At 70.6% G+C, this 19,535-nt stretch carries 21 protein-coding genes and 1 pseudogene; 14 read left to right on the top strand and 8 right to left on the bottom strand.

The features are described 5' to 3' along the window. Positions 1-53: 53 nt before the first annotated feature. The 3 genes from ACFY0P_RS00255 to ACFY0P_RS00245 form a co-directional block, all read right to left on the bottom strand. Positions 54-644 (bottom strand): FMN reductase, encoded by a 591-nt coding sequence (locus tag ACFY0P_RS00255; protein ID WP_388905570.1) that lies wholly within the window; start codon positions 642-644, stop codon positions 54-56. Then, the gene (locus ACFY0P_RS00250; protein ID WP_388905568.1) at positions 641-1,750 is read right to left on the bottom strand and encodes an LLM class flavin-dependent oxidoreductase; all 1,110 of its coding nucleotides are present in this window, start codon (positions 1,748-1,750) and stop codon (positions 641-643) included. Before ACFY0P_RS00250 ends, ACFY0P_RS00255 begins: the two co-directional genes overlap by 4 nt. Before the next feature lie 83 nt (positions 1,751-1,833). Further along, positions 1,834-2,433, bottom strand: a complete 600-nt coding sequence (locus ACFY0P_RS00245; protein ID WP_388905566.1) for a TIGR03086 family metal-binding protein — start codon at positions 2,431-2,433, stop codon at positions 1,834-1,836. A 75-nt stretch (positions 2,434-2,508) separates the two neighbouring features. Between ACFY0P_RS00245 and ACFY0P_RS00240 the strand changes: the two genes are divergently transcribed. After that, positions 2,509-3,342 carry a DUF6597 domain-containing transcriptional factor gene (locus ACFY0P_RS00240; protein ID WP_388905564.1) on the top strand — a complete coding sequence of 278 codons (834 nt, stop codon included), beginning with the start codon at positions 2,509-2,511 and terminating at the stop codon, positions 3,340-3,342. A gap of 15 nt (positions 3,343-3,357) precedes the next feature. Next, positions 3,358-3,819 (top strand): annotated as a pseudogene (locus ACFY0P_RS00235) (thaumatin family protein); the annotation flags it as partial. On the opposite strand, the gene ACFY0P_RS00230 reads toward ACFY0P_RS00235, so the two are convergent. Beyond that, on the bottom strand, positions 3,764-5,713 hold the full coding sequence (locus tag ACFY0P_RS00230) for a sigma-70 family RNA polymerase sigma factor (protein WP_388905561.1): 1,950 nt from the start codon (positions 5,711-5,713) through the stop codon (positions 3,764-3,766). The pseudogene ACFY0P_RS00235 and the gene ACFY0P_RS00230 overlap by 56 nt on opposite strands. Positions 5,714-5,886: 173 nt before the next feature. Between ACFY0P_RS00230 and ACFY0P_RS00225 the strand changes: the two genes are divergently transcribed. Beyond that, positions 5,887-6,927 (top strand): thaumatin family protein, encoded by a 1,041-nt coding sequence (locus tag ACFY0P_RS00225; RefSeq protein ID WP_388905559.1) that lies wholly within the window; start codon positions 5,887-5,889, stop codon positions 6,925-6,927. Between the two features lie 223 nt (positions 6,928-7,150). Then, positions 7,151-8,026 (top strand): alpha/beta fold hydrolase, encoded by an 876-nt coding sequence (locus ACFY0P_RS00220; protein ID WP_388905557.1) that lies wholly within the window; start codon positions 7,151-7,153, stop codon positions 8,024-8,026. 25 nt (positions 8,027-8,051) lie between these two features. Here ACFY0P_RS00220 and ACFY0P_RS00215 read toward each other — a convergent pair whose 3' ends face one another. Beyond that, a complete protein-coding gene (locus ACFY0P_RS00215) occupies positions 8,052-8,582 on the bottom strand; it encodes a YbhB/YbcL family Raf kinase inhibitor-like protein (protein WP_388905554.1) in 531 nt (176 codons plus the stop codon). Positions 8,583-8,776: 194 nt separating this feature from the next. On the opposite strand from ACFY0P_RS00215, the gene ACFY0P_RS00210 reads away from it, so the two are divergent. Further along, on the top strand, positions 8,777-9,472 hold the full coding sequence (locus tag ACFY0P_RS00210) for a type 1 glutamine amidotransferase domain-containing protein (RefSeq protein ID WP_388905552.1): 696 nt from the start codon (positions 8,777-8,779) through the stop codon (positions 9,470-9,472). 12 nt (positions 9,473-9,484) lie between these two features. Here the strand turns inward: ACFY0P_RS00210 and ACFY0P_RS00205 are convergent, their stop codons facing one another. Then, complete coding sequence (locus ACFY0P_RS00205) at positions 9,485-9,688, bottom strand: hypothetical protein (RefSeq protein ID WP_388905550.1); 204 nt, start codon at positions 9,686-9,688, stop codon at positions 9,485-9,487. An 11-nt stretch (positions 9,689-9,699) separates the two neighbouring features. Here ACFY0P_RS00205 and ACFY0P_RS00200 point away from each other — a divergent pair, with 11 nt between their 5' ends. Next, positions 9,700-11,085 (top strand): NADP-dependent succinic semialdehyde dehydrogenase, encoded by a 1,386-nt coding sequence (locus ACFY0P_RS00200; protein ID WP_388905547.1) that lies wholly within the window; start codon positions 9,700-9,702, stop codon positions 11,083-11,085. Between the two features lie 31 nt (positions 11,086-11,116). Next, positions 11,117-11,914 (top strand): maleylpyruvate isomerase family mycothiol-dependent enzyme, encoded by a 798-nt coding sequence (locus ACFY0P_RS00195; RefSeq protein ID WP_388905545.1) that lies wholly within the window; start codon positions 11,117-11,119, stop codon positions 11,912-11,914. A gap of 34 nt (positions 11,915-11,948) precedes the next feature. Here ACFY0P_RS00195 and ACFY0P_RS00190 read toward each other — a convergent pair whose 3' ends face one another. Next, positions 11,949-12,425: a hypothetical protein gene (locus ACFY0P_RS00190; RefSeq protein ID WP_388905542.1), complete on the bottom strand. Its 477-nt coding sequence runs from the start codon at positions 12,423-12,425 to the stop codon at positions 11,949-11,951. Positions 12,426-12,547: 122 nt separating this feature from the next. Here ACFY0P_RS00190 and ACFY0P_RS00185 point away from each other — a divergent pair, with 122 nt between their 5' ends. From ACFY0P_RS00185 to ACFY0P_RS00170, 4 genes are all read left to right on the top strand, one after another. Further along, positions 12,548-12,880, top strand: coding sequence for a YnfA family protein (locus ACFY0P_RS00185; RefSeq protein WP_388905540.1), 333 nt, complete (start codon positions 12,548-12,550; stop codon positions 12,878-12,880). A 173-nt stretch (positions 12,881-13,053) separates the two neighbouring features. Further along, the gene (locus tag ACFY0P_RS00180; RefSeq protein WP_388905537.1) at positions 13,054-13,812 is read left to right on the top strand and encodes an SDR family NAD(P)-dependent oxidoreductase; all 759 of its coding nucleotides are present in this window, start codon (positions 13,054-13,056) and stop codon (positions 13,810-13,812) included. Then, positions 13,812-13,994 carry a hypothetical protein gene (locus ACFY0P_RS00175; protein ID WP_388905535.1) on the top strand — a complete coding sequence of 61 codons (183 nt, stop codon included), beginning with the start codon at positions 13,812-13,814 and terminating at the stop codon, positions 13,992-13,994. Before ACFY0P_RS00180 ends, ACFY0P_RS00175 begins: the two co-directional genes overlap by 1 nt. A gap of 169 nt (positions 13,995-14,163) precedes the next feature. Then, a complete protein-coding gene (locus tag ACFY0P_RS00170; protein WP_388905532.1) occupies positions 14,164-14,694 on the top strand; it encodes a hypothetical protein in 531 nt (176 codons plus the stop codon). A gap of 70 nt (positions 14,695-14,764) precedes the next feature. Here the strand turns inward: ACFY0P_RS00170 and ACFY0P_RS00165 are convergent, their stop codons facing one another. Continuing rightward, complete coding sequence (locus ACFY0P_RS00165; RefSeq protein ID WP_388905530.1) at positions 14,765-15,958, bottom strand: RtcB family protein; 1,194 nt, start codon at positions 15,956-15,958, stop codon at positions 14,765-14,767. 228 nt (positions 15,959-16,186) lie between these two features. Between ACFY0P_RS00165 and ACFY0P_RS00160 the strand changes: the two genes are divergently transcribed. The 3 genes from ACFY0P_RS00160 to ACFY0P_RS00150 all read left to right on the top strand — a co-directional run bounded on the left by ACFY0P_RS00160 (position 16,187) and on the right by ACFY0P_RS00150 (position 19,501). Next, positions 16,187-17,035, top strand: a complete 849-nt coding sequence (locus ACFY0P_RS00160) for a DUF3558 domain-containing protein (protein WP_388905527.1) — start codon at positions 16,187-16,189, stop codon at positions 17,033-17,035. 132 nt (positions 17,036-17,167) lie between these two features. After that, positions 17,168-18,061: a DUF3558 domain-containing protein gene (locus tag ACFY0P_RS00155; protein WP_388905525.1), complete on the top strand. Its 894-nt coding sequence runs from the start codon at positions 17,168-17,170 to the stop codon at positions 18,059-18,061. A gap of 99 nt (positions 18,062-18,160) precedes the next feature. After that, positions 18,161-19,501 carry a DUF2637 domain-containing protein gene (locus ACFY0P_RS00150; protein WP_388905523.1) on the top strand — a complete coding sequence of 447 codons (1,341 nt, stop codon included), beginning with the start codon at positions 18,161-18,163 and terminating at the stop codon, positions 19,499-19,501. Positions 19,502-19,535 lie beyond the last annotated feature (34 nt).

Genomic DNA, 19,535 nt, shown 5'->3' with positions numbered 1-19,535 from the left:
GCGCAGCGGCACCCCGCCAACGCGGGCGAGTGAAACCCCCTCCCCTGCCCCCCTCAGCTCGCGGCCAGCCTCGCCAGCTGCTCCGCGAACGGGACGACCGGCAGAGCCTCGGGCTCCTCGCGCGACGGCCGGCTCAGCCCCTGCATCAGCCCCGCCAGTTCCCCCGCCGCCCGCTCGACCCGGCCCTCCAGGCCCTCGGCACCCCAGTCCTCGGACGCCGCGTACACACCCGTCGGCACGACCACCGCCCGCAGGTACGCGAACATCGGCCGCAGCGCGTGCTCCAGCACCAGCGAGTGCCGTGCCGTACCCCCGGTCGCCGCGATCAGCACCGGCTTGCCCGCCAGCGCGTCCTTGTCGAGCACGTCGAAGAACGACTTGAACAGCCCGCTGTAGGAGGCCGTGAACACCGGTGTGACCGCGATCAGGCCGTCCGCCTCGGTCACCGCCTCCAGGGCCGCCGCGAGCTTGCGCCCGGGGAACCCGTTGGTGAAGTTGTGCGCGATCTCGACCGCGAGGTCGCGCAGCTCCACCACCTCCAGCTCGACCTCGGCCTGCCGGCCCACGGCCGCCGCCAGCCGGTCGGCCAGCAGCCGCGTGGACGACGGCACACTCAGCCCCGCCGAGACGACGACGAGCTTCATGCCCCGACCTCCTTCTTCTCGGTCTTCTTCTCCTCAGCGGCGGCGGCCAGCAGCGACGCGTGCGTCGGCGCCTCCGGGACGTCCGCCGGGCGGCCCTTCGCGAACTCCTTGCGCAGCACCGGCACGACCTCCTCGCCGAGCATGTCGAGCTGCTCCAGGACCGTCTTCAGCGGCAGCCCCGCGTGGTCCATGAGGAACAGCTGGCGCTGGTAGTCACCCGCGTACTCGCGGAAGCCCAGGGTCTTCTCGATCACCTGCTGCGGCGAGCCCACCGTCAGCGGGGTCTGGTCGGTGAAGTCCTCCAGCGAGGGCCCGTGCCCGTAGACCGGCGCGTTGTCGAAGTACGGCCGGAACTCGCGCACCGCGTCCTGCGAGTTCTTCCGCATGAACACCTGGCCGCCGAGCCCGACGATCGCCTGCTCGGGCGTGCCGTGCCCGTAGTGCGCGAACCGCTTCCGGTAGAACTCGACCATCCGCTTGGTGTGGTCGGCGGGCCAGAAGATGTTGTTGTGGAAGAAGCCGTCGCCGTAGTAGGCGGCCTGCTCCGCTATCTCGGGCGAGCGGATCGAGCCGTGCCAGACGAACGGCGGCACGTCGTCCATCGGCCGCGGGGTGGAGGTGAAGCCCTGCAGCGGGGTGCGGAACTTGCCCTCCCAGTCGACGACGTCCTCGCGCCACAGCCGGCGCAGCAGGGCGTAGTTCTCGACGGCGAGGTTGATGCCCTCGCGGATGTCCTGCCCGAACCACGGGTAGACCGGCCCGGTGTTGCCGCGGCCCATCATCAGGTCCACGCGGCCGTCGGCCAGGTGCTGGAGCATCGCGAAGTCCTCGGCGATCTTCACCGGGTCGTTGGTGGTGATGAGGGTGGTGGAGGTGGAGAGGATCAGCTTCTCCGTCTGCGCGGCGACGTAACCGAGCATGGTGGTCGGCGACGACGGCACGAACGGCGGGTTGTGGTGCTCACCCGTCGCGAACACGTCCAGGCCGACCTCCTCGGCCTTCAGCGCGATCGCGACCATCGCCTTGATGCGCTCCCGCTCGCTCGGCGTCCGGCCCGTGGTGGGGTCCGTCGTGACGTCGCCGACCGTGAAGATCCCGAACTGCATGCTCGCTCACCCTCCAGGTTGTTTACGATTCAACTATACCTGCAGAACGAGACCCCACCGCCACCTATTCCCCCGCGTGCTCGCTACGCCTTCCAGCCCGGCTCCCGCCCGGTCGCCGCCAGCAGCCGCTCGAACTCCGACGCCCCCTGCGCCACCGCCACCGGCTCCCCGAACATCCCCATCGCCCGCGCGGTCGGCGCCAGCCCCGCGACCTGCCCGGCCAGCTCCGCCACCACCGCCGGGTCGGCCGCCGGCTCCGGCTGCCCGGTGGCCCGCGCCAGATCCCACACGTGCACGGTCAGATCCAGCAGCGCCATCGAGCCGACGGTCCGCGCGGGCATGTTCATCGCCCCCGTCAGGCCGTCCTCCGCCCCCGGCGCCGACCAGGCCGCCACCAGCCGCTCGGCCTCGGCCGCGAACCGCTCCCGCCAGTCCGGGCCCGCCCCGACCCGGTCGGGTGTCCGGGTGAAGTCCGCCGTCCCCTTCGCGGCCAGCGCCTGGAACTCCACGATCACGTGGAGGAGATGGTTGACCAGGGCCTTCACGTCGTACTCGGCACAGGGCGTGGGCGCGCCGAGTGCCTCGTCCGGCACCCCCCGCACCACCGGCACGGCCCCGTCCCGCGCCCTGCCCAGCAGCTCACCGATGCCGTACGTCCGCACACTGCTCGTGTTCGTCTCCATGCGCCGACCGTACGAACCCCGCCCGCACCCCTTATTGAACAAACGCGACACCGCGCCGGGACGTACGATCCGGCCATGGCCGCCCCCTCCGGACCCCCGCCCGGCCCCGTCCACGACACCCGCGGGATCGTCGACCCGGCCGGGCTCCTCTCCCGGGTACGGTTCCGGCGCCACCGGCCCGCCGAGCCGCTGCGCCGGCACATCGAGACGTACTGGTTCATCGACTGGGACCTGCCCGAGCCGTACGTCTCCCACGTGGTCCCGCACCCGTCCGTCAACCTCACCTTCCAGTGGGACGAGGCCGAAGGCCCGCCCTACGCCGAACTCACCGGCGTCGCCCTCGGCCTCTACGCCCGCAGGCTCACCGGCCGAGGCCGGGTGTGCGGCGTCAAGTTCCGCCCCGGCGGCTTCCGGCCGTACGCCCCCGGCCACCCGGTCTCCCACTGGACGGGCCGCGCCCTCCGGGCCGACGAGGTGCTCCCGCGGGCCACCGCCGAGACGGCCCGCGCGGTGGCGGGCCCCAGCGACGACGCCGACCGCGTGGCCGCCCTCGACGCCTTCCTGCTCGCGCTCTGCCCCGCCCCCGACCCGCGGGCCGACCGCGCCATGGCCCTCGCCGAACGGATCAGGACCGACCACACCGCCCGCCGCGTCGGCGACTTCGCACGGGCCCAGGGCATCTCCGTACGCGGCCTGCAACGCCTCTTCGCCGACTACGTCGGCATCACCCCGAAATGGGCCGTCCTCCGGTGCCGGATCCACGAGGCCCTGGAACGGGCGGGGAACGAGGCAGACGTGGACTGGGCAGCCCTGGCAGCCGAGTTGGGCTACGCGGACCAGGCCCACCTGATCCGCGACTTCAAGGCGACGGTGGGCGTTCCGCCGACGGCGTATACGGCCGGCCACTGATTCCCCTCCACCCTCGCCGAGTTCAACCTGAACGCCTGGAACGGCATGGACTTCTACGACGTCAGCCAGGTCGAGGGCTACAACCTGCCGATGTGGATCAACAGTTACGGCGGCACCTCCGCCGACAAGGTCGACAGCAACGGCTGCACCGCGGCCGGCTGCGTCAAGGACACCATCGCGACCTGCCCCGAGAAGCTGCGACGCGTCCGGGACGGCCACGTCGTCGCCTGCCTGAGCGCCTGCCTGGTGTTCAACACGGACCAGACCTGCTGCACCGGCGCCCACCCCGCCCGCCCCCAGTGCGTGCGACGACGCGACCAGCGTCTTCACCTGCTCCGGAGAGTGCGGCTACCGCGTCACCTGGGGTGTCAGCCCATAGCCGGAGGGGGCCGGTGCCGGCCGCCGTACCGGCCCCCTCCGTTCAGCGCGCCGCCTGGAAGGCCCGGCCCGCCGCCGTGGCCGCCGTACCGCTCGTGAAGAGTCCGCTGCTCGGCTTCGCCGGGTCCGCACCGAGCCCGAACCACGCGTACCGCTGCACGTACGACAGCGCGTCCAGCGCCTTCGTGGACGCGGTGACGAAGTCCGCCTGCTGCTGAGCCGACGGGAACCGGGTCCCCTGCGAGAAGTCGATCAGCGCGTACTCGGTGAGCCAGATCGGCTTGTGGTACCGGGCGTACACCGTCGCCAGGTACGAGGTCAGCTGCTGCACCGCCTGCGGGGTGCGGAAGTCGCCGCCGTACCAGTGCAGCGTGATGAAGTCGACCCGGTACCCCTTCGCCTTCGCCCCGGACATGAACCGGTCCAGCCAGCCGCCGGCCGTGTCCCCGCCGTACGCCACCGCCGGGCTGCCCAGCACCTTGCCCGCCGCCATCAGCTTGGGCCACAGCCCCAGCGCCTGATCGACGGTCATGTTCGACTGCTGCGCCATGTCGGGTTCGTTGAAGCCCAGGAGGTACGGTCCCGCCGCCCGTGCCTGCGCCAGCGCCGCATCGGTGACGGACGCGGCCCCCCAGATCATCGGCACGAACGAGACCGAGGACGGGGTCGTCACGCCCTGGTGCCGGGTGTTCCAGGTGTAGTACCAGCTCGCCCCGCTCGCGGCGAGCGCCTGGCTCACGCCATTGAACGTCCACACCCCGACGCCCTTCTTGGCGCCGGAGGCCACCCGCACCGGGGCCGCCGGGTGCTTCGAAGGGGCCGGCTTGACCGACGGCTTCGGGGACGCGCCGCGGGTGGCGGACGGTGACGGGGAGGCGGAGTGCGTCGGGCTCGGACTCGGGGAGGCCACGGCCACCGGCGTCGGCGGCGGGGCCGTGTCCGCGGCCGGCGCGGACGGGCCCGCCGTCATCCGGGCCGCGACCAGCGCGACCGCCGCGACGACCGCGACCGCCGCCGAACCACCCACGACGGCCTGCTTGCCCACGAGTTGCCTGCCCATCCGCTTGCCCACCCGCCTGCCCGTACGTCCGTGCCGCCGCCGCGGAAGACCGCCCCCGCCGCTGGAATCAGCGGACGCGGTGCCATGCCCCGCGGTGACATGGGGCGCGGTGACATGCGGCGCGGTGACGTGGGCCAGCACCCGGGCCGGGTCGAGGCCGGCCGGTACGGCCACCAGCGGGAGGCCGCTCAGCAACCGGTCCATCGGCAGCAGCCCCCGCTCCAGGCCCGCGCACACCCCGCAGCCACGTATGTGACGGCCGAACCGCTTGCGCCACAGCGGACTCGGTGTGCCGTCCCACGGCGCGGCGATCCCGTCCAGCTCGGCGCAGCGCGGGTCGGCCGCCAGCCCCCGCACCACACCCCGCGAGACCTCCATCTGCTTCTTCATCCGCTGCACCCGCACCGCGGCATGCCGATCGGACAGCCCGAGCGCACCGGCGAGTTCGGCGCGCTCCAGGTCGCCGGTCTCCTCCAGCCACCACAGGGACAGCAACTCCTGGTCGTCGGGGTCGAGCCAGCGCGTCGCCTCCGCGACCTCCCGGCGCTGCTCGGTCAGCCCCAGCCGCAGGATGGTCAGCCCGGCGAAGTCGAGCGCCGGGTCGGTGATCGCCTCCGCGTCGTCCAGCTGTGCCCTGCGCTCCCGGTCCGTGGCCCGCGACTGCTCCCGGTTGCGCACCTGCCGGATCGTGATGGCGACGAGCCACGACCGGAACGCGGACGGGTCCCGCAGCTTCTCCAGCCCCCGCACCATGCGCAACAGCGTCTCCTGTACGACGTCGTCGACGTCGGCATGACCGTTCAGGGCCCGGCCGACGATGTTGTAGACCAGCGGCAGACACGCGGTCACCAGGTGCTCCAGGGCCGCTCTGTCCCCCGCGCGGGCGGCCGTCACCACGCCGGGGTCGGGTCCGCTCCGATGGTTCTCGGTCATGTGGGTCTGTTCCTCCGCGCAGAGTCCGGCTGTCGGAACGGAGACCCCGCGGCAGCCGCGGGAACAACAGAAAAACCGGCGAGTCGGCTTCGCGTTTTGTGTTGTACGGCCCTCGTCGAGGAGGTCACCGAAAGGCAGGCACCCGTCAGGCACAGCCCGAGGAAGGCACAAGGATGGCACGAGGACGCAGGAGACACGGCGCGAGACCACCGCGACGCCGCTGGTGGTACACCGGCGCGGCCGCCCTCGCGACGACCGCCACCGTAGTCATCGCCTACGGCATGTGGACACCGGCCGGAACCCCCACCGCGAACACGGACCGGCAGACGGCCGCGGCCCTGCCCACCGGCCCGTCGGACCCCGCGCTCGCCTCATCACCGTCGGCGTCGGTGTCGGCGTCACCGAGCCACCGCGCCTCCCCCTCCGCGTCGGCCCACCCCACGCCGTCGGCATCGGCATCGACCCCGGCTAAGGCCGGGGCCGCGGGCAGGCCGGCGACCACCGCCGAGGCCGGGCGGCCCACCACCGCTCCCGCCGGCCAACGCCTGATCACGGTCGTCAACAAGACCCGGAAGACGGTGTGGGCGGTCGTCACCAACACCTCCGTCTACCCGGCGGGCCGCAAGCTCGCCCCGGGCCAGAGCCTCTCGGTGACCGTCGCGAACAACTGGGGCGGCCGCATCTGGGGCCGTACCGGATGCACCGGCACGGCAGCGGGCCCCTGCGCCTCCGGCGACTGCACCAGCGTCTGCAACGGCGGCAACCCGCCCACCACCCTCGGCGAGTTCACCTTCGACGCCTACGCGGGCATGGACTTCTACGACGTGAGCATGGTCGACGGCTCCAACCTGCCCATGTACGTCAACATCTCCCACACCACGACCACCGACCCGGTCAGCGCCTCCGGCTGCTACCAGGGCACCTGCACCACGGACGTCGACTGCCCGAAGGCCATGCAGGCCCTCTCCGGCGGCCAGGAGATCGGCTGCAAGCCGCCCTGCGCGGCGTTCGGCGGCGACACCTACTGCTGCCGCGGCGCCTGGGCCGGCCGCGACAACTGCGTCCCCTCCAAGTGGCCGGTCGACTACACCCGGGTCTTCAAGCGTGCCGAACCGTACGCCTACTCCTACGCCTTCGACGACGGCGCGACCATGCCCTGCAAGGGCGCCTGCTACTACCGGGTGACCTTCGGCACGACGGCCGGGTCCACCTGAGCAAGGCGGCCGGCTCCACCTGAGCACGGCGGGCAGCTACGCCTGAGGACGGCGGGCAGCTACGCCTGAGGACGGCGGGCGGCGGCGGAGCGCCGGACCCCGGGGTGCGGCCTCCGGAGCGGCCCTGTTCACCCGGACGGCCCGCACACGGGGACACGCCGACAGGTGTCCTCGACGCTGGAATCCCGGGCGTCGCCCGACGCTCCCGCACCGAAGGACCGGCATGCACATATCCCGCGTCTCCCGCGAGTCCCGCACACACCGCCGCACCGTGACAGCCGCCCGCTGGGGTGCGGCGCTGCTGGCACTGTCGGGAACCACCTCCGTCCTGGCCCCCATGACGGCACAGGCCGGCGGTCCGTCCGGCGATCCCGGCCGGGAGAAGCCCACCATCGTGCTCCTCCACGGAGCCTTCGCCGACGCGTCGAGCTGGAACGGGGTCGTGCAACGGCTCCAGCAGAACGGCTACACGGTGGCCGCACCGGCCAACCCGCTCCGCGGTGTCGCCCAGGACTCGGCCTACCTCGCGAGTTTCCTGAAGTCCGTCAAGGGACCCATCGTCCTGGTCGGACACTCCTACGCCGGAGAGGTGATCTCGCAGGCCGCCGTCGGAAACGACAACGTCAAGGCCCTCGTCTACATCGACGCGATCATGCCCGACAAGGGAGAGTCGCAGGCCAGCCTCGCCGCGAAGTTCGCTCCCGCCCCCCTCACCAAGGCCCTCAAGCTGGTGCCCTTCCGGGGCGGTGACGGCACCACCGGCACGGACGTGTACATACAGCCGGACAAACTGCGCCAGGTCTTCGCCGCGGACCTGCCCACGAGCCAGACCACCGTCATGGCGGCCACTCAGCGCCCGATCGCGATGTCGGCGTTCGCGGACAAGCTCACCGGCGCCGCCTGGCGGAACAAACCCGTGTACGCCCTTGTCGGCAGGCAGGACCGCGCGATCAACCCGGCCCTGGAACTGTTCGAGGCGAAACGCGCCAACGCCCGGAAGACGGTGGAGATCAACTCCTCGCACGTGTCCCTCGTCTCCCACCCACAGGCGGTCAAGGACCTGATCACCGAAGCCGCCGAGGACTACATGTGGAAATAGGGCGGGGTGTCCGGCGCCGTGCTGCCTAGGCCCGCTCGAAGGTGCCGTACATCGTCGCCCGCGCGATCGCGTGGCTGAACAGGAGGAAGTCGAGGTAGGCAGGGGTCGTCGACTCCGACACCTCCAGTTCCTCGGCGTCGACGGCATGCACCACGAGGAAGTAGCGGTCCGGGCCGTTGCCCGGCGGAGTCGCCGGACCGAGGTACCTCCGGTAGCCGGCGTCGTTGGCCAGTGTCACCGCCGCGCCGGGCAGCTGCCTGCCGTCTCCCGCCCCGGCCGGAAGGCCGGTCACGGAGGCGGGCAGGTTGGCCACCGCCCAGTGCCAGAACCCCGAGGCGGTGGGCACGTCGGGGTCGAACATCGCCACCGTGAAACTCCGCGTCTCCTCGGGAAAACCGGACCAGCTCAGCTGCGGTGAGATGTCCGACCCGCCGGCACCGAGAATGCCGCTCACCTGCTCGCGGGCCAGTTCCCCACCATCGGCCACGGATTCGGAGGCCACCGAGAAGGCCCTGATCGGCGGCAGGAAATCGTAAGGACCATAGGGTCTGATCATGGCAATTCCTCGACACCGTCGGTTTGCCGCGCCTCGACCGCACCTCAGGAAAACACGTCACAACAATACCCGTCACCCCGATGACCGGCGCATTTCCGGCACGGCGGCCACGGGTTGCGGCCTCCGGAATACCCGCCCAGACTTGATGGGCGCAATTGAACGTATCCCGGAGCCCTGTCCCGGAGGAGCGTCCCATGGCCAAGATCCTGTGTGTGGTGACCGGCGCGAGCTACTGGACTCTCAAGGACGGGCACCGACATCCCACCGGCTACTGGGCCGAGGAGTTCGTGGCCCCCTACAGCGTGTTCACCGACGCCGGACACGAGGTCACCGTGGCGACCCCGCACGGGGTCGTACCCGTCGTGGACACCATGAGCCTGCGGCCCCGGATGGCGGGCGGCGAGGAGAACGCCCTGCGCGAGGAGGCCGTCATCGAGGAGGCGGAGGAGCTGCGGTACGCCGTGCCCCTCACGGACATCCGGCTGGAGGACTACGACGCGGTCTACTACCCCGGCGGCCATGGCCCGATGGAGGACCTCTCGGCCGACCCGGACTCCGCCGCCCTGCTGCGGGAGGCACTCGCCTCCGGCCGTCCGCTCGGCATCGTCTGCCACGCCCCGGCCGCCATCCTCGCCACCCGTGACGCGAACGGTGACACGCCCTTCGCGAACTACCGGCTGACGGGTTTCTGCAACGAGGAGGAGGCCGGTGTCGGTTTCGCCGACAGGGCCAAGTGGCTGCTGGAGGACGAGCTGAAGAAGCTGCCCACCGAGTATTCGCGGGGTCCCGCCTGGGAGCCCTACACGGTCGTGGACCGCAATCTCTTCACCGGGCAGAACCCCGCGTCCTCCGGCCCCCTCGCCCAGGAGCTCATAGCCGCCCTGCGGTGAGTCAGCAGTGGGTCACTGGAAGACGATGACCTGGCGCCCGACGACGTCACCCCGGCCCAGGGCGTCCAGGTTCTCCTTGATGTCCTCCAGCGCCACCTTGGTCACGTTGCGTCTGACGAGGCCGGCCTCGGCGAGCGAGAGCACCTCGACGAGGTCCAGGTGGTTGCCCCAGAACGAGCGCAAATGGGTGAATTGCCGGGCTTGTCGGCCGGCCATACGGTGGATTCATGGCTATCGCAACGACGAGTCCGGTGACCGGTGAGGTCCTCAGGAGGTTCGACGAACTGACCCCGGAGGAACTCGAGGACAAGCTCGCCCGGGCGGCGGCAGCGGCCGCCTCGTACCGGCTGACGAGCGTCGAACAGCGAGCGGAGTGGCTGCAGCATGCCGCCGACCGCCTGGAGAAGGAGGTCGAGAGCGTCAGCGAAATGATCACCACCGAGATGGGCAAGACCTTCCGGGCGGCGGAGCAGGAAGTGGCCAAGTGCGTGCACGGGCTGCGCTTCTACGCCACGGAGGGCCCCGCGTTCCTGCGGGACCTGGAGGGCGACGGCGAACGCGTGGGCGCGCGGCAGACGTTCGTCACCTACCAGCCGATCGGTGTCGTCCTCGCGGTGATGCCGTGGAACCTGCCGCTGTGGCAGGCCATGCGGTTCGCCGCGCCCGCGCTCACGGCGGGCAACGTCGGCCTGCTCAAGCACGCCTCGAACGTGCCGCAGTGCGCCCTCTACCTGGAGGAGCTCTTCCGCGAGGCGGGCTTCCCTGACGACGTGTTCCAGACCCTCCTGATCTCCTCGGGGCGGGTCGAACAGGTGCTGCGCGACCCGCGGGTGGCCGCCGCGACCCTGACCGGCAGCGAACCGGCCGGACGCTCGGTGGCCGCCATCGCCGGCGACGAGATCAAGAAGGTGGTCCTCGAACTCGGCGGCTCCGACCCCTTCATCGTCATGCCCTCCACCGACCTCGACCGGGCCACCGACGTCGCGGTCCGGGCGCGGACCCTGAACAACGGCCAGTCCTGCATCAACGGCAAACGCTTCTACGTGCACGAGGCCATCGGTGACGCGTTCATCGAGATGTTCGTGGCCAAGATGGGGGCCCTGGTGGTCGGCGACCCGATGGACGCGGGCACCGACGTGGGACCGCTCGCCACCGAGTCCGGCCGGCAGGACGTGGAGTCCTACGTCGACGACGCCGTCGCCAAGGGCGCGACCGTACTGCTGGGCGGCGAACGCCCCGAGGGACCCGGCTGGTTCTACCCGCCCACCGTCCTGACCGGCATCACCCCGCAGATGCGGATGTACCACGAGGAGGTCTTCGGCCCCGTGGCACAGGTGTGGACGGTCTCCTCCCTGGAGGAAGCCCTGCGGGAGGCAAACGGCCACCCCTACGGCCTCGGATCGAACCTGTGGAGCGAGGACCAGGCCGAACGCGACCTGTTCGTCCGCGACATCCAGTCCGGCATGGCCTTCATCAACGGCAACACCACCAGCTACCCCGAGATCCCCTTCGGGGGCGTCAAACGCAGCGGCTACGGACGCGAGTTGTCCGACCTCGGCATGCGGGAGTTCATGAACGCCAAGACCGTCTGGATCGGGCAGGACACCGCCTGAACGGACGGGCCGGACAGGTGAGGGAGACACGATGACCCGGACCGGCCTGGCCGCCGCGCGCTCCAGCACGGCGCAACTCGCCGAGATCGTTCCCCAGGTGGACGACGGCCAGTGGGAGCTGCCGTCCGCCTGCGCCGGCTGGCGCGCCATCGACGTGGTGGCCCACCTGGCGGCGCTCGCCTCCGAGGCCGTCGACCCGCCACCGCCCGACCCCACGCTCCCGAAGAACCGCGAGCGCTACCACGACCTGCGCGTCGACGAACGCCGCGGCCTCGGCCACGCCGAGGTCCTCGCCGAGTGGCGGCACAGCACCCCCCGCCAGCTGGACCTCCTGGCGGCGGCCCAGGAACCCCCGGGGGCCGACGAACCCGTCGAGGTCCCCGGGCTCGGCACCTACCCCCGCCATCTCCTCGCGAACACCATGGCGTTCAACGTCTTCTGCCACCTCCGCAACGACCTGCTCGCCCCCGACGGCCCGCTCCCGCTCACCCTCCCGGAACCGACCGACGACCAGGTCGCCCCCGCCGTCGAGTTCATGCTCGCCGGCCTCCCCCAGATGCAGGGACCCGAACTCACCGCCACCGTCCGCCGCCCCCTCGTCCTCGACCTGACCGGCCCCGGCGCAACGACCGTCACCGTCCACCCCGCGACCACCCCGGACGGCCGCCTGACCGTGACCCCCGGCGCCGACGCCCCCACCCGGGTGCACAGCACGGCACTCGACTTCATCGCCTGGGCCACCACCCGCACACCCTGGCGCGACCACTGCCGCGTCACGGGCGACCCGGCCGACGCCACCCCGTTCCTCGACCGCCTCGACATCATCTGAGCCGGACGGCCGGGTCAGCCGGTGTCCCCGCGACTCAGAACGCGTACGCGTCCCCCGTCGCCAGCACCAGCACCCGCTGCCTGTCGTTCGTACGGTCCTGATCCACCGCGCCCCCGCCCCACACCACGTCCACCGCCAGCGTCACCTCCGCCTGCTGCTCCCGCAGCCGCACCGGCACCACCAGCTGCTCGCCGGGCAGCTCGACCGCCAGCGGTCCGGTGTCACACACCACCTCCCGGTCGCCGGTGCGCGCGCACCCGGCCGGCAGCTGCTGCGAGTCCGCCAACGGCGCCGAGGAGGCCAGCCGCACGCTGGCCCCGGTCACACCGTCCGGCCCGTGGTTGCGCGGAGTCACCCGGACCTCCACCAGGTCCCCGCTCAGCACAGCGGACCCGTGCACCTCGAGATCGGCGTCCCCGGCCCAGGCGGTACCACCGCCCCCCACGACCAGCACGCCCACCGCCACCGCCACCGCACCGGCCACCGCCGGCCCACCACGACGCATCGTCATGCCACCTGTCCCGTCCGACTCCGGCATCCGTACTCCTGCTCTCGTACGGATGTATGCCACCCCGCCCCCGCCACAGTCGCCCCCCATCAGGTGACACCCGCCGGACGTGGCACGCTGCACGCATGCTGATCCTCCGCTCCGCCGCCCTGTTCGTCGTGGCCGCGATCTTCGAGATCGGCGGCGCCTGGCTGGTCTGGCAGGGCGTACGCGAGCACCGCGGCTGGCTCTGGGTCGCCGGCGGCGTCCTCTCCCTCGGCGCCTACGGCTTCGTCGCCACCTTTCAGCCCGACGCCCACTTCGGCCGCATCCTCGCCGCGTACGGCGGCATCTTCGTCGCGGGCTCGATCCTGTGGGGCATGGTGGCGGACGGCTACCGCCCGGACCGCTGGGACATCACCGGGGCAGCGATCTGCCTGGCGGGAATGGCGGTGATCATGTGGGCGCCAAGAAACTGACGGTGCGGACACCCACCTCAAGGGGCGCTGGGGTACCCCCGGCCGAAGGCTGGGGGAGGAACTGCGCGACCAGCCACGACGAACCCGAAGCCGCCCGATTCCGCAACCCGGACGGCGCCTAGACTCTCTGAAGCAAGCCGCACACTTGACTCACCCCCGCTGAGGAGACCTCCATGGCCCCGTCCCCCATCGCGGTCGTCACCGGCGCCAGCAGCGGCATCGGCGCCGCCACCGCCCGCCGGCTCGCCGAGGCCGGCTACCGCGTCGTCCTCACCGCCCGCCGGGAGGACCGCATCGAGGCCCTGGCCAAGGAGATCAACGAGGCGGGCCACCAGGCCACCGCCTACCCCCTCGACGTGACGGACCGCGCGGCGGTGGACGAGTTCGCGACCGCCTTCAAGACCGTCGCCGTCCTCGTCAACAACGCCGGCGGAGCCCTCGGCGCCGACCCGGTCGCCACCGGCGACCCGGCCGACTGGCGCACGATGTACGAGACGAACGTCATCGGCACCCTGAACCTCACCCAGGCCCTGCTGCCCAAGCTGGAGGCGAGCGGCGACGGCACGGTGGTGGTGGTCTCCTCCACTGCAGGTCACGCCACCTACGAGGGCGGCGCCGGCTACGTCGCCGCCAAGCACGGCGCCCACGTCCTCGCCGAGACCCTCCGCCTGGAGATCGTCGGCAAGCCGGTCCGGGTCATCGAGATCGCCCCCGGCATGGTCAAGACCGACGAGTTCGCGCTGACCCGCTTCGGCGGCGACGAGGAGAAGGCGGCGAAGGTCTACCAGGGCGTCGCCGAGCCCCTCACCGCGGACGACGTGGCCGACACCATCACCTGGACGGTGACCCGCCCCAGCCACGTCAACATCGACCTCCTGGTCGTCCGCCCCCGCGCCCAGGCCTCCAACACCAAGGTCCACCGGGAACCGTGATGCCCGACCCCGCGACACCGGACGACGACCCCACGGCCGCCCTCGAACGCCAACTGGAAGAACGCCGCCTGAAACAGGAGACGAAGAACGAACGCCAGGTCTGGTACTTCCTCGCCTACTTCCTCTTCGGCATCCACATCATCGCCTTCGTGATGATCTACGCGGTCCGGCACGCGAAGTAGGCTCGCGGCCCGCGGACAGACACAGGAGGCCGGGGGCCGGGGCCGTCTAGGCACAGCACTGCGCGCGCATTGCAGCACGTCATCGCATGATCATCATTCATCGATACATGGACAACGATAAGTCGGCATCCAAAGTGAGGGTCCAGCGGCGTGATTTCGCGGCGCATCCATGCACGGACACCCGACCCGCACGTCACACGAATATCGCTGCCGCTCCGCGCTGGACGGAGGGTGCGGGCGACTGAGCCGTCAAGGCAGGGCCGTTGATGACCTCATCATCGAGTACGCCCTCACCGAACTGGACCGGCAATACGCCAGCGTGCCCATCATCGTTCCGTGGCCGGGCGCCCGCGAGTTAGACCTCGCCATGCGGCGCAAGGCGTCACTCCAGGAACAGTGGTACGCCGGGGAAATCGGTGATTCCGCGTACTTCCGCCTCCTCGCGCAGGAGGAGGCGGAAATCAAACGGCTCGTGAACGACCAGCGGGCCTGGCCGGTCAAGCACCGCCCCGGTAGGAACGAAAGCACAGACGTGCGCACGCAATGGACTCGCCTGACCACAGACGCGAAGCATCAGGTTCTCCGCGGACTGCTTGATTCGGTGATCATCCTTCCCTGCACCAAGGGGTCTCACCGCTTTGACCCCACTCTGGTCGTTCCCGTGTGGCGAAAGAAGAACTCATCGACACCGTCTGCCTAGCCGGTTGCCCAGGACGTCCGATATCGGGGGCTCGGCCATGCGCACTCCCGAGCCCCCGTTCAGCCGGACCTCAGCCCTTCACGCAGACGACCTGCTTCAGCTTCGCGACGACCTCCACCAAGTCCCCCTGCTGGTCGATGACCTGGTCGATCGACTTGTAGGCGCCGGGGATCTCGTCCACGACACCGGAGTCCTTACGGCACTCGACGCCCCGGGTCTGGTCTTCCAAGTCCTTCGTCGAGAAACGGCGCTTCGCCGCGTTGCGGCTCATGCGCCGACCCGCACCGTGCGAAGCGGAATTGAAGGACATCTCGTTGCCGAGACCCTTCACGATGTACGAGCCGGTGCCCATGGAGCCGGGGATGATGCCGTATTCCCCGGTTCGGGCACTGATCGCGCCCTTGCGGGTCACGAGCAGGTCCACGCCTTCGTAACGCTCGCGGCTCACGTAGTTGTGATGGCAGCTCACCTCGGGTTCGAAGGTGACCCTGGCCTTCTTGAACTCCTTACGGATCACGTCTTTGAGAAGGGCCATCATGATCGACCGGTTGTACTTCGCGTACTCCTGAGCCCAGTAGAGATCGTGCTCGTAGGCCGTCATCTGCGGGGTGTCCGCAATGAAGACGGCGAGGTCTCGGTCGATGATCCCCTGGTTGTGCGGAAGCTTCTGGGCCACGCCGATGTGGTGCTCGGCGAGTTCCTTGCCGATATTCCGGGATCCGGAGTGCAGCATGAGCCATACCGAATCGGATATATCTACACAGACCTCAACAAAGTGGTTTCCAGCCCCGAGCGTCCCCATCTGCTTCACGGCCCGCTCCTCCCGGAACTTCACCGCCTCCGCAACCCCCTCGAATCGCCCCCAGAACTCCCCCCACCCAGCCGCGGCCAGCCCGTGGAAGTCCCCCGGCTCCACCGGATCCGCGTGCATCCCCCGCCCCACCGGAATCGCCTGCTCGATCTTCGAGCGCAGCCGCGACAGGTCCCCCGGCAGGTCGTTCGCCGTGAGGGACGTCTTCACCGCGGACATCCCGCACCCGATGTCGACCCCCACCGCCGCCGGGCACACCGCACCCCGCATGGCGATGACCGACCCGACCGTCGCGCCCTTCCCGTAGTGGACGTCCGGCATCACGGCCAGGCCCTTGATCCACGGCAGGGTCGCGACGTTGCGCAGCTGCTGGAGCGCCACGTCCTCGACGGTCGCCGGGTCGGTCCACATCCGGATCGGTACCTTCGCGCCCGGTATCTCCACGTACGACATGTCTTCCTCATTCCCCCGCGGACAGCACATCAAAAAGGACAAAAAGCTTTAATTCCAACAAAACGCAAATGCGGCGCCAGAGGCCCGGAAACCAGACAGCGGACCGGCGTTCACAGCAGTGCGTGCGATAGACATTGTCTCCAGGGGGCGCCCCGCTGCGGCAAGCGATTAACCAGCGGGGACACTGGAGCAGGACCGAGCGGACCAGTGAACGGAAGGAGCCTGACCGTGCAGCGGAAGGCGTACGTAACCGGCATCGCCGCCCTCCTCGCGGTGCTGCTGGCCGGCTGCACGAGCGGTACCAGCGGTGGCGACGACACCACCGACAAGAACGCGGACACCAGCACCTCCACCGTCGCCGCCCAGCCCGGCAAGTACCGCACCCTCCCGGAGGCCTGCGGCGCGGTCAGCCACGACACCCTCGACTCCCTGCTGCCGGGCATCGCCCAGCTCACCGACGAGGACCAGCGCGCCAAGGCGTACGAGGGCCAGGCGGCGCTCACCTACGACACCGACCGCAAGGTCGGCTGCCACTGGAAGATCGAGTCCACCGACGCCACGGACCGGCTGTCCGTCGACTTCGAGCGCGTGGTGTCGTACGACAACGCGGTCAGCGACGACAGCGAGGCGCAGACGATCTACACGCAGCTGGAGGCGGCGGCCGACATCCCCGAGTCCGCGCCCCCGAGCCCGGCCGAGACGGAATCACCGTCCGAGTCGGCGTCGGACTCCCCGTCCGCGTCCGTGTCCGGGTCCGTGTCCGCGTCTCCCACCGGATCCGCGGACCCGTCCTCCTCGGCTTCCGCCTCCGCCTCGCCCTCCACCACCCCGGCCGGTCTCCAGCCGCGCACCCTCTCCGATCTCGGCGACGAGGCGTACCTCGACGACCAGCTCAGCGGCTCGGGTTCGACGGCCGAACAGCGGACGGTGACTGTGGTGTTCCGCACGTCCAACGTCGTCGTGACCATCGTGTACGAGGAGCAGCCGATGGCCACGGGGACCGTGCCGGACAGCAAGGAAATGCAGGACAGGGCGCAGAATCTGGCCGGGCAACTGGCCGAGGCCCTCAACGGCTGAGGCCCCCTGCACACCCTCTGCACCCCGCCCGCAAAGGGCGCGAACCGGAACCGCACAGCTCCCTCACCGCGTACCGTGGCCCCTCGGACCCGATCCGACCGCAGGAACCCCGAACGTGTGAGTGAAGGAACCATGCAGCGAGTAGCAGTCCAGTCAGACGACCAGCGCGCCCGGAACGGGCGGAACGCACAGCGACGGGCAGGGCGCCTGCGCCGCGGCCTCGTCTGCGCGGCCGCCGTCCCCGCCGTGGCGCTGTTCGCGACGGCCTGCTCCTCGGACTCGGACACCGCCGCGCAGGGGACGGGCGGCGGCTCGAACTCCGCCGTCGGGTCGAGCGACTCCGGCGGCTCCACGGCCGCTTCCCCGACCGTCCAGGCGGCCAAGTACGCGAAGCTGCCGGAGCCGTGTGCGGTGCTGTCGAAGGAGACGCTCACCTCGCTCGTGCCGAAGGGTGTGAAGTCGGGCAAGGAGGGCACGTCGAACGATGTGGCCACGCGGGGCAGCTGCTCCTGGAGCAGCCTGGACAGCAAGGGTGTGAAGGGCTCCCAGTTCCGCTGGCTCAACATCTCCTTCCTGCGCTTCGATTCGGACGCCGGCCGTGGTTCCGGTGAGAAGCAGGCCGAGGCGTACTACGCGAGCCAGGTGCAGGGTGCCCAGTCCGTGACGGGTGCCAAGAACACCAAGTCGGAGCCGCTGGCCGGGGCCGGCGACCAGGCGACGGCCGTGCGCTACGACCTGAAGAAGAAGGAGGGCGCCTTCAAGCAGCAGACGGTCGTGGCACGCGTCGCGAACGTCGTCGTCACCCTCGACTACAACGGTGCGGGTCTGGCGGGCGAGAAGGCGCCGGACGCGGACACTCTGACGAAGGCGGCGGAGAAGGCGGCCAAGGAGGCGGTGGCGTCGGTGGCGACGGCCAACGGCTCGGGTTCTGCGCCGAGTTCACCTGCGGCGACGCCCTCGAAGTCGGCCTCCAGGTCGGCCTCGCCGTCCGCGTCGCCCTCCAAGTCGTCAGCCAAGAAGAGCTGACCGGCCGTACGTGCGCCGCACTGATGTGCCACCCTGTTGCGCGCAACAACACGCAAGGGGAGGGGAGTACCGGTGGCCGCGCCAATTCAGCTGACTCGGATGCACCGCGTTCTCATCGGCGTGGTCGTGACCGGCGCGATGATCATCGCCGGCATCGGCTTCGCCGGCTCGTACGCGGCCGTCCGTGAGCTGGCCATCAAGAAGGGTTTCGGGAACTTCGCCTATGTGTTCCCGATCGGCATCGACGCGGGTATCTGCGTCCTGCTCGCCCTGGACCTGCTGCTGACCTGGATCCGCATCCCCTTCCCGCTGCTGCGGCAGACGGCCTGGCTGCTGACCATCGCCACGATCGCCTTCAACGGCGCGGCGGCCTGGCCGGACCCGCTGGGTGTGGGTATGCACGCGGTGATCCCGGTGCTGTTCGTGGTGGCGGTGGAGGCCGCCCGGCACGCGATCGGCCGGATCGCGGACATCACGGCGGACAAGCACATGGAGGGGGTCCGGCTCACCCGCTGGCTGCTCTCCCCGGTGCCGACCTTCCTGCTGTGGCGCCGGATGAAGCTGTGGGAGCTGCGCTCCTACGACCAGGTGATCAAGCTGGAGCAGGAACGTCTCGTCTATCAGGCGAGGCTCCGGTCCCGCTTCGGGCGGGCCTGGCGCAGGAAGGCTCCCGTGGAGTCCCTGATGCCGCTGCGGCTGGCCAAGTACGGCGTCCCGCTGGCGGACACGGCTCCGGACGGCCTGGCGGCGGCGGGCATCGACCTCCCGGCGCTGCTGCCCGCTGCCGAGTCGGCTGCGGGCGGTCGCGCCGCCGGGGCGGCGCCCGCCCCCCAGCAGGCGGCGCCCTCCGGCGGGCAGCGCCCGGAGCTGGTCCCCGGCCCCCGCCCGGAGCAGCCTGTGTACGCCTCCGAGCCGGAGCCGTCGCAGCCCGACCCGGAGGTCAACCCCTGGCTGCACGCCAGGAACCCGCAGCAGATCGAGTACCACGGCGACTACGACCCGACGTACGAGCCCCAGTACTCCGAGGAGCAGTACGCGGCCTGGCAGTACCAGCAGGAGCAGGAGCAGTACCAGCGCCAGCTGCAGGAGTACGAGCAGGCGCAGCTCCAGCAGCAGTTCCCGCCGGACCAGCTCCCCCAGGAGCAGCAGCCCCTCCCCGAGGAGTCCCCGTCGGAGACGACAGGCAGCTTCCCCATCCCCTCCGGCCCGGGCCGTACCCGTGAGCTCGGTGAGGGCGGTGGCCCGCCGGAGCCGACCGAGGAGGACTTCTACCTGGTCTTCAAGAAGTCGATCGACGGGGGCTATCCCAGTTCGAGCCAGTTCAGGGGTGACGTGGAGGCGACGTTCGGCACCACGCTCCCGCAGCGCGAGGCCGACCGCATGGTCAACCGCTTCACGAACCGCCACACGGCGGAGCTGCAGGACGACCACATCGCGTAGGCGAGCCGCGCACGGCGTACGGCATGAAGAAGGG

The organism is Streptomyces sp. NPDC001714 (assembly GCF_042892755.1).
Lineage (GTDB): Bacteria > Actinomycetota > Actinomycetes > Streptomycetales > Streptomycetaceae > Streptomyces.
The sequence above is the reverse complement of the archived record's forward strand: the minus strand, read 5'-3'. Positions and strand labels throughout refer to the sequence as shown.

What these genes read in the sequence shown, in the direction of transcription:
- ACFY0P_RS00255 (WP_388905570.1), bottom strand. Translation starts at nt 644, where the DNA reads ATGAAGCTCGTCGTCGTCTCGGCGGGGCTGAGTGTGCCGTCGTCCACG.
- ACFY0P_RS00250 (WP_388905568.1), bottom strand. Translation starts at nt 1,750, where the DNA reads ATGCAGTTCGGGATCTTCACGGTCGGCGACGTCACGACGGACCCCACC.
- ACFY0P_RS00245 (WP_388905566.1), bottom strand. Translation starts at nt 2,433, where the DNA reads ATGGAGACGAACACGAGCAGTGTGCGGACGTACGGCATCGGTGAGCTG.
- ACFY0P_RS00240 (WP_388905564.1), top strand. Translation starts at nt 2,509, where the DNA reads ATGGCCGCCCCCTCCGGACCCCCGCCCGGCCCCGTCCACGACACCCGC.
- ACFY0P_RS00230 (WP_388905561.1), bottom strand. Translation starts at nt 5,713, where the DNA reads ATGACCGAGAACCATCGGAGCGGACCCGACCCCGGCGTGGTGACGGCC.
- ACFY0P_RS00225 (WP_388905559.1), top strand. Translation starts at nt 5,887, where the DNA reads ATGGCACGAGGACGCAGGAGACACGGCGCGAGACCACCGCGACGCCGC.
- ACFY0P_RS00220 (WP_388905557.1), top strand. Translation starts at nt 7,151, where the DNA reads ATGCACATATCCCGCGTCTCCCGCGAGTCCCGCACACACCGCCGCACC.
- ACFY0P_RS00215 (WP_388905554.1), bottom strand. Translation starts at nt 8,582, where the DNA reads ATGATCAGACCCTATGGTCCTTACGATTTCCTGCCGCCGATCAGGGCC.
- ACFY0P_RS00210 (WP_388905552.1), top strand. Translation starts at nt 8,777, where the DNA reads ATGGCCAAGATCCTGTGTGTGGTGACCGGCGCGAGCTACTGGACTCTC.
- ACFY0P_RS00205 (WP_388905550.1), bottom strand. Translation starts at nt 9,688, where the DNA reads ATGGCCGGCCGACAAGCCCGGCAATTCACCCATTTGCGCTCGTTCTGG.
- ACFY0P_RS00200 (WP_388905547.1), top strand. Translation starts at nt 9,700, where the DNA reads ATGGCTATCGCAACGACGAGTCCGGTGACCGGTGAGGTCCTCAGGAGG.
- ACFY0P_RS00195 (WP_388905545.1), top strand. Translation starts at nt 11,117, where the DNA reads ATGACCCGGACCGGCCTGGCCGCCGCGCGCTCCAGCACGGCGCAACTC.
- ACFY0P_RS00190 (WP_388905542.1), bottom strand. Translation starts at nt 12,425, where the DNA reads ATGACGATGCGTCGTGGTGGGCCGGCGGTGGCCGGTGCGGTGGCGGTG.
- ACFY0P_RS00185 (WP_388905540.1), top strand. Translation starts at nt 12,548, where the DNA reads ATGCTGATCCTCCGCTCCGCCGCCCTGTTCGTCGTGGCCGCGATCTTC.
- ACFY0P_RS00180 (WP_388905537.1), top strand. Translation starts at nt 13,054, where the DNA reads ATGGCCCCGTCCCCCATCGCGGTCGTCACCGGCGCCAGCAGCGGCATC.
- ACFY0P_RS00175 (WP_388905535.1), top strand. Translation starts at nt 13,812, where the DNA reads ATGCCCGACCCCGCGACACCGGACGACGACCCCACGGCCGCCCTCGAA.
- ACFY0P_RS00170 (WP_388905532.1), top strand. Translation starts at nt 14,164, where the DNA reads ATGCACGGACACCCGACCCGCACGTCACACGAATATCGCTGCCGCTCC.
- ACFY0P_RS00165 (WP_388905530.1), bottom strand. Translation starts at nt 15,958, where the DNA reads ATGTCGTACGTGGAGATACCGGGCGCGAAGGTACCGATCCGGATGTGG.
- ACFY0P_RS00155 (WP_388905525.1), top strand. Translation starts at nt 17,168, where the DNA reads ATGCAGCGAGTAGCAGTCCAGTCAGACGACCAGCGCGCCCGGAACGGG.
- ACFY0P_RS00150 (WP_388905523.1), top strand. Translation starts at nt 18,161, where the DNA reads ATGCACCGCGTTCTCATCGGCGTGGTCGTGACCGGCGCGATGATCATC.